Origin of the sequence: Vibrio sp. ZF 223 (assembly GCF_003050585.1) — a bacterium.
GTDB classification, from domain to species: Bacteria; Pseudomonadota; Gammaproteobacteria; order Enterobacterales; family Vibrionaceae; genus Vibrio; species Vibrio crassostreae.
In genome coordinates this window covers 360,289-375,823 of record NZ_PIGB01000003.1, presented here as the reverse complement: position 1 = coordinate 375,823, position 15,535 = coordinate 360,289, and the positions used below count along the sequence as shown (strand labels likewise).

Below are 15,535 nucleotides of genomic sequence, written 5' to 3'. Positions count from 1 at the left end.
ACGACATCATGGCATTTACCAAAGTTTGTAAGATCGAAGACATTATCCCAGGTACAGGTGTTTGTGCATTGGTTGGTGGTGAGCAAGTGGCTATCTTCCGCCCAACTAAGGCTGAAGAAGTACTCGCGATTAGCAACACAGACCCATACTTCCAATCTAACGTGTTATCACGTGGCTTGATTGTTGAGCATAAAGAAGAGCTTTGGGTGGCAAGCCCGCTTAAGAAGCAACGTTTTAACCTAGCAACAGGTGTGTGCATGGAAGACGAGAACTTCAACGTGAAAGCGTATAAAGCTCGTGTTACCAAAGGCGCTGTAGAAATCTCTGCTTAGTCGAACGACCTGTAAGATTTGATAGTTCAAGGGTTCTAGTTATCGACATTGCCTTAATTCGGCAATTAGAACCTTTTCCTATCCGATTTCAACTTTTAACTTTTTAAGGACAATCTTATGTCTACTGATTTTAAACCAGCAGAATTCGTTCAAACGATGATCAACGTGGGTGAAGCGAAAACGAAAACAAGTACACGTGATCTTCTGATTCGAAGCACTATGGCTGGTATCATTCTTTCTCTTGCGGTTGTTGTTGCTATTACAACTATCGTACAAACAGGCATCGGTATTGTTGGTGCTCTTGTGTTCCCAGTTGGCTTCGTTATTTTGAGTGTTATGGGTTATGACCTAGTAACAGGTGTATTTGGTCTTGCTCCTCTAGCGAAATTCGATAACCGCCCAGGTGTTACTTGGGGGCGTATCCTACGTTGTTGGGGGCTTGTTGGTCTTGGTAACTTGATTGGCTCTCTCATTGTTGCGGTGCTAGTGGCAATTTCACTTACAGGTAACTTCTCTCTAGAACCAAATGCAGTTGCGCAGAAGTTCATTGCTGTTTCTACAGGTCGTAGCCTAGGTTTTGAAAACATGGGCATGGACGGCTGGATCACATGTTTCGTGCGCGGCATCTTCTGTAACCTAATGGTGTGCCTAGGTGTGATTGGTAACATGACAGCACGTACTGTACCTGGCCGTGTAGCAATGATGTGGTTCCCAATCTTCATCTTCTTCGCACTAGTATTTGAGCATACGGTAGTAAACATGTTCCTATTCCCACTGGGTATGATTCTAGGCGCTGATTTCGGTATCGCGACATGGTTGAACTTCAACCTTATCCCTACAATCCTTGGTAACATCGTTGGTGGTTTGTTCTTAACATGTGTTCCTTTGTTCCTAACACACGCAAGAACCGCTCCTTCTCTAGGTGCTAAGTAATTCTGAATACGGTGAAACGTAATTTAGTATGAGATTAAGAGCCCCAACAACATGTTTGGGGCTTTTTTAGTTCGAAAGCCCTTATATCATTGCGCAAATTACTCGCAATAGACTGTTTTGTTATAATTACTTCTATCTTCGTTAGTATTTAGACTGAATATTTAATTCAACACCTGATAGTCTAAGGGTTAAGGATTTGGATAAGTCATCATGAATACAGTGACTTATCACATAGATTGAAGCTTGAGATAAAACAAGCAAACCTTCGGAGCACAGCATGTCAGAAGTATCGTCATCGAATGTTAAAGAAGTAACCAAAGGATTGGTTTCATTAGTAGGCGCGGGTCCGGGCGACCCAGACTTACTTACGTTAAAAGCGGCACGAGTGATTCAACAAGCAGACGTTTTGGTTTATGACCGCTTGGTATCAAAGGATATCTTGGCGATGGCTAACCCAGAAGCGGAAATGCTGTATGTGGGTAAAAAGCTCGATCATCACTGCGTACCTCAAGATCAGATCAACCAACTATTGGTCACTAAAGCACAAGAGAACAAGCATGTAGTACGCCTTAAAGGTGGAGACTCATTTATCTTTGGTCGTGGCGGGGAAGAGTGTGAAACACTGGCTGAAAATGACGTTAGATTTGAAGTGATTCCGGGCATCACAGCTGCTGCAGGTGCTACGGCTTATGCGGGTATTCCGTTGACGCACCGTGACCATGCGCAAAGCGTTCAGTTTATTACCGGTCACCTTAAGAAAGACGGCGAAGATATTGACTGGCAATCTCTTGCTCAGCACAACCATACAATTGTGTTTTACATGGGGTTAAAAGAGAGCCCAAACATTCAGAAAAACTTACTGGATAACGGTATGCGAGCTGATATGCCTGTAGCGATCATTGAAAACGGTACTCGCCAAGAGCAAAAGGTTTACCGCGGTGGGCTGAGTGATTTGGCAAGCCTTGCTGCTACAGCAAAGAGCCCTGCACTTATTGTCGTTGGCAGTGTAGCTCAGCTACATGAAAAGCTAGATTGGTTTAACAAGCAAGCTTAATTATTTGGCCTTCTAGTTGTCTTTTTAAACAATTGCTGAACTCATCAAGTATCAAATACTGCAGCGGCTGCTTTGTCGCTGCATTTCTTGTTGGCGCATTGGCATTTCATCGATGATATTGGTGATTTTCTGCCAGTCTGTCTTACCGCTCCACCTGTGTTTCTCTTTTCCGTCTTTACCTATCAAAACAGCAGTATGTGAACCTTTTGGTATTCCATAGCTATCGGTTACGGCTTCTAGGTTAAATTCTTCTTCAAGCCAAGTAGGGACTGTGTAGCCGCTCTCCGCAATGACAATGATAACTACGTCTCTTTCATCCAATTGACAGTTGTTGATCAACACTTCATTGAGAAATTCTTTGACGACGGAATCTTCCTTTGGTGCAAAGTAGATCACGCTACGGTGCGGTAACGGTTTTGAATGTGAATAGGCAGGGTAGGCAAGTACCGAGTGAATGGTTGAGCTCATGACCAATACTGTGCTGATAGTCAGTAGTTTAATCAAGCTAAACCAGACGCGAAAACTTGCCGAATAATTCATTGATTTCGCTGCTTTGGCTGTGTCGATGCTTACGCACGATTTGTTTATTTGTCGGTGTAGCATGGCCAACCTCCCTTGAAAACTCAAAGTCTGAGAATGATTTGAAAGTTACGTAGGGAAGAAAGTTAAGCTCAGAACCATTCGATAAACGTACAACACAAATCAACCTACATTAAGCATAGTTAGGATTACGCTAAACATACGGAGATTTACGTTAACGGAAGGAAACAAGTTCATTTTTATTGAGTAAAGCGACTCGCATTTTATAAGTGAATAGAATAGGGTATACGGAAAATCTAAAGGTATGAATTTATGGAAAACATAGCAATTTTGGTCGACGTTCAGAACGTTTACTACACGACGCGCGACAAATACCGTTCTAACTTCGACTATAACCAGTTTTGGTATGTTGCCACGGAAGGGCGTAACGTTGTTGCAGCTAATGCTTACGCAATCTCAAGCCAAGACCCTAAGCAGCGCCAATTTCATCACATCCTGCGTGGTGTTGGCTTTAATGTGAAGCTAAAACCGTTTATTCAGCGTCGAGATGGTAGTGCAAAAGGTGACTGGGATGTAGGTATAGCACTAGACGCGATAGAGCTTGCTGAGACAGTCGATACGATTGTTTTAGTCTCTGGCGATGGCGATTTCGAAATCCTTGTAGAGCGAATCAAAGAGCGTTTTGGCAAACCTGTTGAAGTGTATGGTGTACCGGGGTTAACCGCTCAAAATCTTATCGATTCTGCGTCAAAATTTGTACCGATCGAAAAAGATTTTCTTCTATAGAGGAAATCAGGCACTTTATAATTGAAATCAATAATAACGATAATTAGAATGCAAACAGTTCTTATTTATCGGTATGTGTAATGTCTCGCGTTTTAGTTGTTGATGATGATATTCAGTTGTGTGAGTTGCTAGGTGAAGTGTTAGAAAATGAGGGGTATCACGTTGATACCGTTCATTGCGGTGAGTCCGCGCTTGAGTTTATTCAATCGAACCCTGTCGATTTAGTTTTACTCGATGTAATGCTTCCAAACCTAAGTGGTATTCAAGTGGCAAGGCGTATTTGTCAGCGTTTTGCTACTCCCATTCTTATGCTAACCGCGCTTAACGACGATGCCTCAATGCTCGATGGTTATCAAGCTGGAGCCGATCAGTACATCGCTAAACCTTTCAATGTTCCTGAACTCTTAACCCGAATTAAGGTGATCTTGCGCCGAGTGGGTTTTGAGCGTCAGAGACAATCTTTAGCTTCCTCTAATCACGGTTTGTGTGAACAACTCTCTCGTTTGCCATTAACCGGTACTGAAAAAGACTTGCTTGATTATCTTGTTAAAAATGACGGTATCGTGGTTTCCAAGTCTGACCTTCAAGTTCATGTACTTAAGAAAGAGCTGTGTCCTTTCGATCGTAATTTAGATATGCATATCAGTAATATACGTCGAAAATTGGTGCAGGCGGGCCTGTCGAAACAGCACATTAAAACCGTTCGTGGTAAAGGCTACAGTTACCTAGAGTCGGTCGGCGCATGAGTGCCCATCTAATACGTTGCCCGGATTTCATCGCTAAGCGAAAAGATGGATTAACCTTTCAATTGTTTAGTTACCTGACAGTGATTCTAGTGAGCATTTTGATCCTGCAAGGTGTCGCTGAAAGAGCGTTGATGAAGGCTCTGCTAAAGGTCCCTGAGTCCGTTAAAGCAGAAATGTTGGATCTTGCTCATCAAGCGAATGTTTTGATCGAAGAAGGGGACATGGACGAGCTAGCTGACTGGGGTAATGCTCAACGTTATTATTTGTTCGTTATTGACGAGAATAACCGCCCAATTACACATCGACACATGCATCCGCACTTCGAATTTAAATTGAAGTTTCTGCGTACCTTAGACCATCAACTGAGTGACCGTGTGAGCAAGCCAATTTTTGGCTTGCCACTGGATAATGGCAGTACGCTTGTTATTCAACTTCCTCACCAGTTTCACCCCGCAAAATCCTTTGCTCCATACTCCTATATGCTTAAAGCTTTGATTGCCTTGGTTGTATTGTCTCTGTTCTCGATTATCATGGCGAAAAGCCTGCAGCAACCGTTGGATAGATTGAGAGAAGCGAGTCGCAGACTTGCTCAAGGCGATTTCACTGTCAGTGTGGTATCGGAGTTAAATTCCACCACGCGAGAATTCAACGAGCTTGCACACGATTTTGATCATATGACCTTTGAGATTAAATCTCTAGCTGAAAAACAACGTCGTTTGATTCGTGATGTGTCACACGAGTTAAGAACGCCATTAGCAAGGCAAAACCTCGCACTACACCTGCTACGAAGCAAGGTTGATGATAAAAGCATTGGTTTGCTAGAACGAATGGAAAGCGAAACAGAAGAGATGAACAAGCTGGTGGGTGAGATACTTGAATTTAGCCGCTTAGAAACCTCTCGCTATGACTCTAAATTAAGCTTAATGCACCTAGAGCACTATTGCTCGATGTTGATCGCGCAGATGCAAAACGATTTAAAGCCGAATCAAACTTTGATTGGTGACTTAGAGACACCGACATCAATGGTGAGTGTTGATGAGAGACTACTTCTTCGAGTGATCGGTAACTTGGTCGGCAATGCAATTAAATACGCGGGTGAGAACGCTCATGTTATCGTGACGACATACGAACAGGTCATAGATAAACGTTACAGTGTCATATCTGTAGAAGATGATGGTGAGGGTATTGCTGATAACAAGATTGCGGGTATATTCGACCCGTTTACACGAATTGAATCAGCGCGCGATAAACAGTCTGGTGGCTACGGGTTAGGTCTTGCGATTGTTAAAGAAGCGATGGGTGTGATGAATGGGCACGTTACTGCTGAGAATAGAGACGGTGGGGGGCTTAGAGTGAACCTTATGTTCCCAATCGGTGATTAGCTTTCTCTATTGAGAAGAAGGCTAAATAGATAATTGTCCCAACTCAATTGTACAGACTTAAGCGATACCCAATAAAAAAGCGCCACTGCATCTGCAGTGGCGCTTTTCTTTATGTGCTTTGAATGAGCTAGGCGTAGCCATTAATTACGCCTGAGCTTGAAGACAAGAGCATCAGATAAGCGAGACTATGCCTGTTGGCGAGCTAGCTTAACTTCTTCTTCTTTCTCACCTGCTGCTGGGTCGTTGAAGCGAGACTCGTCTAGAGCGCCTTCAGACTTAGCAACGATGATAGATACGGCACTATCACCTGTGATGTTTACAGCGGTACGAATCATATCAAGAAGGCGGTCAACACCCATGATTAGAGCGATACCTTCAAGCGGTAGACCAACTTGGTTCAATACCATCGCTAGCATAACAAGACCAACACCAGGAACACCTGCAGTACCAACAGACGCCAGTGTCGCCGTTAGGATAACCATTAGGTAATCACCCATAGATAGGTCGATGTTGTACGCTTGCGCGATAAACGCAGTCGCAACACCTTGCATGATTGCAGTGCCGTCCATGTTCACAGTTGCACCTAGTGGAACTGTGAAAGAAGCGACTTTGTTGTCTACGCCCATGCGGTTCTTAGCTGTTTCCATTGTTACTGGAATTGTTGCGTTTGAAGATGCTGTTGAGAATGCAAACATGATTGCATCTTCCATCTTACGTAGGAACGTAATCGGGCTAAGGCCAGTGAATCCTTTAAGCATTGCGCTGTAAGTCACCAGACCGTGCAACAGCAGGGTACCCGCAAGTACTAAGAAGTATTCTGCTAGGTTCCAAATCGCGCCCAAGCCAAGGCCAGAGAACAGTTTCGCCATCAAGAAGAACACGCCGTAAGGAGCAAGGTTCATTAGTAGCGCAACTAGCTTCATGATCACTTCGTTTAAATCAGAGAAAACGGCAGCGATACGTTCACCTGGTTTTCCGGCTGCACTGATTGCGATACCAAACAACACTGCAAATACGATAACTTGTAACGTTTTGCCCTCAGCCATCGCCTGAATAGGGTTGGTTGGGAACATGTCGATGATTACTTGGCCTAAAGAAGGAGCATCCGCTGATTTGAAAGAGCTCGCAGCAGTAAGATCCGCACCAGCTCCAGGTTGGAACAGGTTACCGATAGTAAGTGCTAGAGTGATAGCAACGGCTGTAGTACCGATATAAAGTGCAAGCGTTTTGCCCCCCATACGGCCAAGAGTTGATAAGTCTTTAAGAGAACTTGTACCGCATACTAGTGAAACGAAGACTAGTGGCACAACAAGCATTTTTAAACTGGCGACAAAGATTTGTCCGCCTACTTCAAAGAGTCCGTTAACGATGTAGTTGTTAACAAATCCGCTGTCTGCAAAAAGGGATTGAATGGCAAATCCCGTTAATATACCTACGACCATACCGAGGATTACTCGACCAGTCAGAGACATAGGTTTCTTGGTATTCATTTAGAACACTCCTTATTATTTATAACTTTGATACCTTTTCAAAGTGAGCAGGAGATTAGCAGTCGGTTGTTCAAATCGAAAAACAAAAAATGAGTTTGAAATTATAGATGTGATCACAATCACTGATAATTGTGTAAATTAAACAAATAAAAACAAAATAATTCACTATTCATTTACATTTGTCGAGGGTTTTATACATAAAACCGTCATTTCAAAGGTAGTAAATAAGACAAGACAATTTTCTTATCGATTGTCTCTTCTTAAATTGACCGAACCAATATCGTTATTTCAAAATATTTGACTCTGATAGCCAGTTTTTGACGTAAATACAGGTTAACTACCTGTATTGAATTGGCTTTAATGAATTTTAAGAAACGGCTGGTCGGTAGTCCTTTACAAAGCTTTACGAATGCAAAGAATGTAAATTTAATGCAAATGGTAATAGTTATCACTTATATTCACTCCCGAAATGATTAGTGGTACCGGAAACGGTTCAACGAGTACATCGAATAAATAAAAAGTGCTCGAATAAAAGAATAAAGCGGAGTAAAGGACATGTTTTCAAAGAGCCCATTGGCTTTAGTGATCGGCGCAGTATTAGCTTCACCAGCAGTATTGGCAGAAACAGTAAAAACAGACGAGCATATGGTTGTTGAAGGTCGCGACTACGGTTACAAAGCCGACACGAACACAACAGCGATGCGTATGGAGGCAACTCAATTAGAGACTCCGGGACAAGTTTCAGTAATCGATGAGCAAATCATCGATGAACAGCGTGCTAGCACGTTAGGTGAAGTTCTTAAGAACGACGCATCTGTTGGTGCGGGTTCTAAATCAACTAACCGTGAGCGTTTCACGCTTCGTGGTTTTAATTTGGAGAGTAGCTCTGGTTACCTGCGTGATGGCGTTCAACACTGGTCTCATTACCGCCAACCGGTAGAGCTTCTGGAGCGAGTTGAAGTATTGAAAGGCCCAGCTGGTCTACTTTACGGTAAGTCTGCTCCTGGCGGTCTTGTGAACATGGTTTCTAAGAAGCCAACATATGAAACTCAAGTTAACGTAAGCCAAGATATCGGTTCTGATAGCTACACGCGTACTACCGCTGATGTTAGCGGTTCATTAAATGATGACCAAACTTTACGTGCTCGTTTGATTGTTTCACAAGAAAACCAAGACTCTTACCGCACACGTTTTGATGGCACAGATGTAGAGACTGACCGTTTTGTTGGTGGTCTATTTGTTGATTACGATATCAACGAAGACATCATGTTGTCTGTTCATTACGACCGCACTATTGAAGAGGGCGATTTAGACAACGGTTCTAAAATCGATACTTCTACTGGTAAAGTTATCGACCCTAACACGGTTAATGACCAACGCTTTGCTCAAACGGACAACGACGTTGCAAACTACGGTGCATCTGTAACCGCTAACTTGAACGACGCTTGGTCTGTGAAGACAGGCATCAGCCGTCAGTTCTATGAACGTCAACGTACAGAATCAAACAACACGGTATATAGCGATAAGAGCGGCGGTTACGGCTACAAGGTATCAGACCGTCACGATGAATGGACGTTTGATACGGCTTATGTAGATTTTACTGGTGATTTCGATGCACTAGGTGTAAACCACCGCCTACTTGTTGGTGTGAATGGTCTTCATTACGATTACGAGCGTTTATACGATTCTGGCTACACATGTGTTAACGCAACAGAAGCAGAAGCAGCTGCTGCATGTGGTAACGGTTTTGATATGCCTTCTAACGTTAACTACAAGAACGACAATGAAGTGTCTCACTCTGAAAGCCAACACTACGGTCTTTATGTTCAAGACTTAGTAACGCTGACTGAACAGTGGCAAGTACTTGGTGGCGTGCGTTTCGCTTACGACAAAACGACGAGCAGCTCTAATCAAGAAGAGAGCTACAACAACATTCTTCCTAAGCTTGGTGTGATTTATTCACCAGCGTCTAATGGTTCTATTTACGCGGTTTACTCTGAAAGTTTCGAACCTGTTGGCGAAATCACAGATAAAGATGACGTGAACTTTGGTCAGTCTCAAGACGCTAAGAAGGGCACACTTTACGAGCTAGGTTCTAAATGGGAACTGTTTGATGAGCGTCTGTTTGTATCAGGAGCATTGTTCCAGATCACTCAATCGAACATGCAAGTGACTGAAGACCTAGATCCAGCAAGCAATAACGGCAAAGAGACACGCACAAGCCAAGTTGGTGAGCAAGTTCATACTGGTGTAGAACTGTCGGCTACCGGCTACATGACTGAAGCATTCTCTTTGAGTGCATCAACTATGTTCTTGGATGCTGAATACCAAAATGACCCTGCACTTGAAGGCAAAACTCCAGCTGACGTTCCTGAGTTTACGGCTAGCATTTGGTCTACTTATGCATTCAACAACGGTACTGATGTAAACCTGGGTATTTATCATGTAGGTGAGCGTTACACAGAAAGCGCTAACACATTCAAAAAAGATGCTTACACTCGTGTAGACATGGGTGTGTCACATACAATGAAGTATGATGAAAACCTAGATTTCGTTGCACGCTTCAACGTAGAAAACTTGTTTGATACTGACCACCTTGAAGGCGGCAGCACGAGCAACGTTGTTGTCGGCGAAGGCCGTAACTACATGGCGACTTTACAGGTAAAATACTAATTTGTTAGTAGGGTACTATTAATAGCTTAAATATTAAGGGGAAGGTTTCGACTTTCCCCTTTCGTGATTCCGCTATTTAATAAAAATATCCCTAGTAATGCGAGTGACTTTTAATGATAATGAGACTGCTTATCAATAAAATTCATTTGACCTTCTTCTTATAGTAAATGACTACAATTATGAATCTTTTAAAAACTAGCCTAGCGCTTGCCATCAGTTTGGTTGCAACGTCTTCGATGGCAAACAGCTTGGATCAAGCTCAATCAATTCAAAACAAGACCAATAACGCGTCGGCTTCGAGCCAAAAGATTATTGATAAAAGCTCACAAGCGACTTTAATGCTGCAAGCTGAGATTGAGCGTCTGCAAGAAGAAGTTAAAAACCTAGAAATCTATCACGATCACCTTGCTGCATTGGTTGAAAGCCAGAATCGAGAAGCTCAGAGCCTTGAAGGGCAGATCGACGAAATCAAATACACACGTCAAGGTGTTGTGCCTCTGATGTATCAGATGATTGATGGTCTTCAACAGTTAGTTGATAACGATGTGCCAATCAAGAAAGAACAGCGTTTAGAAAGAGTTGAAAAGCTGCAAGCAATGATGACTCGTGCTGACGTGAGTGATGCAGAAAAGTATCGTCGTATCCTAGAAGCTTACCAAATCGAGATGGACTACGGAATCAAGCTAGGTGCTTATCAAGGTCGAGTAGCATTGAACAGCGACAGAACGATTGAGGCTGATGTATTGCATTTAGGTCGTATCTCATTAGTTGCTCGTAATCTAAACGGCAGCCAATACTGGTCTTGGAATCAAATACAAAACCAATGGCAAGAGCTAGATTCTTCGATGAAATCTGAGTTAGATAAAGCTTACGACATTGCTAGCCAACAAGCTGCACCAAGCCTAATTACTTTACCTGTTTCTCTAACTGTTGCGGAGGTTAAGTAATGAACTTAAAGCCATTAGCAGTATTGCTTTGCATCACGTCTATTTCCTTTTCTGCTTTCTCTGCTTCTGATTCAAAGGCTCAGTTGGTTAACAAAGCGAAGTCAGAAAATCGTACTCAAGCTTCTCACAATGTGGTTCGTGAAGCCGATTTTAAAAAGACTGAACAAGAGCTGAAAGCGATTAAAGCACAGCTTGAAGCGAAACGTACCTCGATTCAAGGCGCGACAGATGTTCTGACTCAAACATTCAGTGATAACGAAAACAAGCTTGCTCGCTTAGAAGAGAAGCTGCGTTTAGAAACCGGTAGCTTAGGCGAGTTGTTCGGTGTCGTTCGTCAAAACGCAAAAGAACTAGGCGCAGAGCTTAGCTCAACAGTAAACAGCGTTGATCGCGCTGAGCACACAGCGACCGTTGACCAAATTATCGATGCTAAATCCCTGCCATCAATGCCACAACTTTCTGGCTTGTGGATGAGCATGGTTGAGCAGATTCAAGCGAGCTCTGAGCTTAGCAAGTCTCAAATTGCATTCATTAATGGTGAAGGTAATACACAAACTGTTGATGCGTATCGTTTAGGTTCGATTGGTCTTGTGACGGATCAAGGTTATGTTAGCTGGAACACTCAGCGTGAAGATGCGATTGCGTATCTGAAACAGCCATCGAATGGTCCAACATTGGCATCGCTTTCTACATTAGCAAATGGCGACGTGTCTAACGTGGTTGTCGATCCTTCTCGTGGGTTCATGCTAGAGCAACTAGCGCTAACGCCAAGCTTAACTGATCGCCTTGAAGCGGGTGGTGTTGTTGGTAAAGTGATTCTTGGCTTACTTGCAATCGGCTTAATCATCGCATTGGTTCGTGGTGTTTCATTAGCTATCGCTCGTCAGAAAATTCGCGCACAACTTAAGAACCCTGAACAAGCAGGTGATAACCCACTAGGCCGTGTTCTTGCAGTGTACAACAAAGAACAAAACCAAACGGTTGAAGCGTTAGAGCTGCGACTTTTAGAAGCGGTAGTGGATGAGCAGACTCACCTAGAGAAAGGCCTATCTATGCTTAAGCTATTGGCGGCACTTGCTCCAATGTTAGGTCTTCTAGGTACTGTAACCGGCATGATCGAAACATTCCAAGTGATCACACAGTTTGGTAATGGCGACCCTAAAGTAATGGCGGGCGGTATTTCGATGGCGCTTGTAACTACGGTACTTGGTCTGGTTGCGGCAATGCCTCTTCTACTGGCACACAACATTCTTAGCACTCAGGCTGAAAACATTCGCAATATTCTTGAGAAACAAGGTATTGGTCTTGTAGCTGAGCAGGCAGAAAAAACGGTTGAGTCAAAAGCTGTCGTTTCACCAGTTGGGACTGCTGCGTAATGGATATTTTGTCGGGTTCTCTATTACCAGCGAGTTGGTTAACGAGTGACTGGCTGCTGTCTTTATCAAGCTTTATGGAGCAGGGCGGTTTCGTTCTGTGGTGGCTAGCGGCTGTCGTCCTAGTGTATTGGGTGCTTGTGGTAGAACGTGTGCTTTATCTTGCGTTCTACTTTCCTAAGCAACGCCAAGCTTGGGTAGCGAAATGGCATGAAAGAGAAGATCACTCTTCTTGGCATGCCAAAGCCATTCGCGAAGGTTGGTTAGGGCAAGCGAGTATCTTACTTAACCAAAACTTGAACTTTATTAAGCTGTTAGTCGCTATTTGTCCGATGTTGGGCTTGTTAGGTACAGTCACCGGTATGATCTCTGTTTTTGATGTCATGGCGACTCAAGGAAGCAGTGACCCTAAATTGATGGCTTCAGGTATCTCGTTGGCAACACTGCCAACCATGGCGGGTATGGTTGCTGCATTAGCGGGCATGTTTGTTCATGCTCGTTTAGCGAAAGTGTGTAACCGCTTAGAATTGAAATTAGAAAAATCTTTAAGGAGTCAACGATGAGACTCGGTCGACGTCATTCAAAAAACGAAGAGGCTCAAATAGACCTTACTTCGATGCTTGATATTGTATTTATCATGCTTATTTTCTTTATTGTGACCAGTTCATTTGTTCGTGAATCAGGGGTTGAAGTCAATCGCCCACAAGCTTCTAACGTAGTAAGCCAAAAGGATGCGGGCATCTTTGTTGCGATTACTTCTGCTAACGACATCTTTATCGACAAACGTGTCGTAGATGTTGAACGTGTCCAAGCAACGTTAGAACACTTGTTGCTAGAACAACCTGATGCTTCTTTGGTTATTCAAGCGGATGAACACGCTTACAACGGTACGGTTGTTAAAGTGATGGACGCGGCTAAAGGTGCGGGTGTTAAAAACATTGCGCTTGCTGCTGAAAAGCGATGATCTTGGAGGATCTTCATAAATGATTCGCCTATTTCTTGCTTTACCGCTGGCGGGTGCATTGGGCCTAGCTCTATTTTCTTTCATGGCTTGGATGGTCGATAATGGCCACCAACGTTCACCAGATGATAGCGAGACGTTAAGTTTCAACATGGTGATGGTTGAACAAGAACAAGAAGTTCAAAGAAGACAACGTGCCGTCCCTGAGAAACCAGAAATGCCAGAGCCGCCACCGGAAGCGCAAACGTCTCAGTCACAAGCTGAAGTCACGCCTCTGAATTCGATGTCTTCACTGCCGTCATTGGATTTGAATACATCGATTGACGGCCTAGCGATTAACGCACCGACATTTTCTGATTTTGGGTCAAACCAACAGGCAATGCCTCTGTATCGAGTAGAACCTCGTTATCCGCCGAAAGCGCTGAAGCGCGGCGCTGAAGGCTTTGTTACATTGAGTTTTACTATCGATGAAACAGGCCGACCGACGGATATTCAAGTCACTGACGCAAACCCGCGTCGTATGTTCGAGCGTGAAGCGATACGTGCTATGAAAAAATACAAGTATCAGCCGAAGGTTGTTGATGGTAAAGCGACCCCTCAATTTGGACAAACATTTACCTTTGAATTCAAGTTGGCAAAATGATGAAACAGATATGGATATTAGTGGGCTTGTTGTTAATGCCCCTTACAACACAAGCAAAAGAGCTAACTCAATATACTGCTATTCGTGTTCAAAAGGCGCATAAGCTTGCTCAAGATGAACAGGTTAAACAGGCGATTGACGTACTTGCAGGATTGGAGCTTTCGAAAGGCTACGACAAAGCGTACGTAGCTCGCATGCTTGGTGTGTTTTACTGGCAAGATGGTAAAACCGACACGGCAATTAAGCAGCTTACTTATGCGGTCGACAGTAATTTACTGGTGGATGAACAGGCTTGGGTAACGAAACGCATGCTTGCTGATCTATTACTAAACGATCAGCAGTTTAAAAAAGCGCTTCCGCACTATTACGAGTTAGTAAAAACTGCGCTAGAAAAGGAAAAGAAAGACACACTTTGGATGCGAATTGCACAAGCTGAATATCAAATTGAAAACTGGTCAAAAGTACTGGTGGCCATTGGTAATCGCGACAAGTTCAATACAAAACCAGAGTTGTCTCCTCTGTCGCTAAAATTGGGTGCTCAGCTACAGTTAAAGCAGTGGAAACAGTCTATTCCGACACTGGAAAGCCTCATTGAACTTCAACCAGAGAAAGATAACTGGTGGCGTCAACTTGTTGGTATTCAGCTAAGATTAGAACGTAATCGTGATGCATTGAACACGCTAGCGTTGGCTGATCTACAAGGTGTTGAGTTGAAAAACTCAGACCGTAGATTACTGGCTCAGCTTTATGCTAAACGAGGCATTCCAGAGAGAGCAGCACAAGAGATCGCTAAGTTAGATGATGCGAACAACGATGTTCAACTTCTGGCTGAACAAGCAACCTACTGGCAGCTAGCGAAAGAATGGGACAATGCGATTGAAGTGTGGACGTTAGCGTCTAAAAAAGACACTCAGTATCATTGGAATGTGGCTCAGCTATTGGTTCAGCAAGGTTACTACGACCGAGCTCTGGTTGTTTTAGATAAAGTGAAAGACAAGAACAAGCAAGCCGATGTCGCTTTAGCGAAAGTACGTTCATGGTACAAGCTAAAGAATCTTGATAATGCTCTCGCTCAAGCGAAACGTGCGAACAACATTGAACCTTCTTCTGAAGCAAAAGGTTGGATTAAATATCTGACTCAGTTAAGAACAGTGAGTGATAACGGCAATGTCTAATTACTGTTAACATAACAGAAGAGAAAGTAACAAATAGAAAAGGGTGTCATTTGATGGTTCAAGTGACACCCTTTTTGATTTTTCAGTTAGAGCTTACCTAGTTTTACAGTTTGGTTTGACTAAGGATCGCACATTGTCCCACTAGGCGTTGCACTTTGAATCACACCGCTAGTGTCGACAACCCAATTAATGGTGCAGTCACGATAAGGGTTTTTAAAGGCATGCACTGTATAACCATTGTCTAACGGCTTCTTGGTTTCAATCCAAGCATAGTTTCGAGATGCCCAAAAACTGATAGGGCGTGACCGTTCGGTGAGATAACGTTCTTGTACATCGGTTATGTCTGAACCGATGTATTGTTGAATATGTTCTTCCGTGCTGGCTATTTGGCTGGTACACGCCGTTACTAGCGCAGCAAAAGCCAAAACAATAATACGCATTTCAAATCCTTTTAAGCTTAATTAGCTATCATCAAACCAGTGATCAAATAGTCCCAACTT

General features: G+C 43.3%; 16 protein-coding genes. 13 read left to right on the top strand and 3 right to left on the bottom strand.

Translation table 11 applies throughout. The features are described from left to right. Positions 1-8: 8 nt before the first annotated feature. The 3 genes from nirD to cobA all read left to right on the top strand — a co-directional run bounded on the left by nirD (position 9) and on the right by cobA (position 2,319). Positions 9-332 carry a nitrite reductase small subunit NirD gene (nirD, locus tag CWO13_RS09190; protein ID WP_108082833.1) on the top strand — a complete coding sequence of 108 codons (324 nt, stop codon included), beginning with the start codon at positions 9-11 and terminating at the stop codon, positions 330-332. Between the two features lie 117 nt (positions 333-449). After that, positions 450-1,265 (top strand): formate/nitrite transporter family protein, encoded by an 816-nt coding sequence (locus CWO13_RS09185; RefSeq protein WP_108082832.1) that lies wholly within the window; start codon positions 450-452, stop codon positions 1,263-1,265. Positions 1,266-1,542: 277 nt separating this feature from the next. Further along, positions 1,543-2,319, top strand: a complete 777-nt coding sequence (gene cobA, locus CWO13_RS09180; protein WP_102433458.1) for a uroporphyrinogen-III C-methyltransferase — start codon at positions 1,543-1,545, stop codon at positions 2,317-2,319. A gap of 51 nt (positions 2,320-2,370) precedes the next feature. Here the strand turns inward: cobA and CWO13_RS09175 are convergent, their stop codons facing one another. Beyond that, positions 2,371-2,922, bottom strand: a complete 552-nt coding sequence (locus tag CWO13_RS09175; RefSeq protein WP_102433459.1) for a DUF4174 domain-containing protein — start codon at positions 2,920-2,922, stop codon at positions 2,371-2,373. A 249-nt stretch (positions 2,923-3,171) separates the two neighbouring features. Here CWO13_RS09175 and CWO13_RS09170 point away from each other — a divergent pair, with 249 nt between their 5' ends. The 3 genes from CWO13_RS09170 to CWO13_RS09160 all read left to right on the top strand — a co-directional run bounded on the left by CWO13_RS09170 (position 3,172) and on the right by CWO13_RS09160 (position 5,773). Beyond that, positions 3,172-3,645: a LabA-like NYN domain-containing protein gene (locus CWO13_RS09170; RefSeq protein ID WP_004731130.1), complete on the top strand. Its 474-nt coding sequence runs from the start codon at positions 3,172-3,174 to the stop codon at positions 3,643-3,645. An 80-nt stretch (positions 3,646-3,725) separates the two neighbouring features. Then, positions 3,726-4,391 carry a response regulator transcription factor gene (locus tag CWO13_RS09165; protein WP_048660110.1) on the top strand — a complete coding sequence of 222 codons (666 nt, stop codon included), beginning with the start codon at positions 3,726-3,728 and terminating at the stop codon, positions 4,389-4,391. Then, positions 4,388-5,773, top strand: a complete 1,386-nt coding sequence (locus tag CWO13_RS09160; protein ID WP_107899107.1) for a sensor histidine kinase — start codon at positions 4,388-4,390, stop codon at positions 5,771-5,773. Before CWO13_RS09165 ends, CWO13_RS09160 begins: the two co-directional genes overlap by 4 nt. Positions 5,774-5,958: 185 nt before the next feature. Here CWO13_RS09160 and CWO13_RS09155 read toward each other — a convergent pair whose 3' ends face one another. Continuing rightward, complete coding sequence (locus CWO13_RS09155; protein WP_048660112.1) at positions 5,959-7,263, bottom strand: dicarboxylate/amino acid:cation symporter; 1,305 nt, start codon at positions 7,261-7,263, stop codon at positions 5,959-5,961. 555 nt (positions 7,264-7,818) lie between these two features. Between CWO13_RS09155 and CWO13_RS09150 the strand changes: the two genes are divergently transcribed. The 7 genes from CWO13_RS09150 (at position 7,819) to CWO13_RS09120 (ending at position 15,035) form a co-directional block, all read left to right on the top strand. Next, on the top strand, positions 7,819-9,936 hold the full coding sequence (locus CWO13_RS09150; protein WP_108082831.1) for a TonB-dependent siderophore receptor: 2,118 nt from the start codon (positions 7,819-7,821) through the stop codon (positions 9,934-9,936). A 179-nt stretch (positions 9,937-10,115) separates the two neighbouring features. Next, positions 10,116-10,883: a DUF3450 domain-containing protein gene (locus CWO13_RS09145; protein ID WP_102433463.1), complete on the top strand. Its 768-nt coding sequence runs from the start codon at positions 10,116-10,118 to the stop codon at positions 10,881-10,883. Next, positions 10,883-12,259, top strand: a complete 1,377-nt coding sequence (locus CWO13_RS09140; protein WP_108082830.1) for a MotA/TolQ/ExbB proton channel family protein — start codon at positions 10,883-10,885, stop codon at positions 12,257-12,259. Before CWO13_RS09145 ends, CWO13_RS09140 begins: the two co-directional genes overlap by 1 nt. Beyond that, on the top strand, positions 12,259-12,819 hold the full coding sequence (locus CWO13_RS09135; protein WP_108082829.1) for a MotA/TolQ/ExbB proton channel family protein: 561 nt from the start codon (positions 12,259-12,261) through the stop codon (positions 12,817-12,819). The genes CWO13_RS09140 and CWO13_RS09135 overlap by 1 nt, the downstream gene beginning before the upstream one ends. Further along, complete coding sequence (locus CWO13_RS09130) at positions 12,816-13,220, top strand: ExbD/TolR family protein (RefSeq protein WP_004731145.1); 405 nt, start codon at positions 12,816-12,818, stop codon at positions 13,218-13,220. The genes CWO13_RS09135 and CWO13_RS09130 overlap by 4 nt, the downstream gene beginning before the upstream one ends. Positions 13,221-13,239: 19 nt before the next feature. Next, positions 13,240-13,860 (top strand): energy transducer TonB, encoded by a 621-nt coding sequence (locus CWO13_RS09125; protein WP_108082828.1) that lies wholly within the window; start codon positions 13,240-13,242, stop codon positions 13,858-13,860. Then, entirely contained in the window at positions 13,857-15,035 is a 1,179-nt protein-coding gene (locus CWO13_RS09120) for a tetratricopeptide repeat protein (protein ID WP_108020575.1), read from the top strand. Before CWO13_RS09125 ends, CWO13_RS09120 begins: the two co-directional genes overlap by 4 nt. Positions 15,036-15,154: 119 nt before the next feature. Here CWO13_RS09120 and CWO13_RS09115 read toward each other — a convergent pair whose 3' ends face one another. Beyond that, entirely contained in the window at positions 15,155-15,475 is a 321-nt protein-coding gene (locus CWO13_RS09115; RefSeq protein ID WP_057622183.1) for a hypothetical protein, read from the bottom strand. Positions 15,476-15,535: the final 60 nt, after the last annotated feature.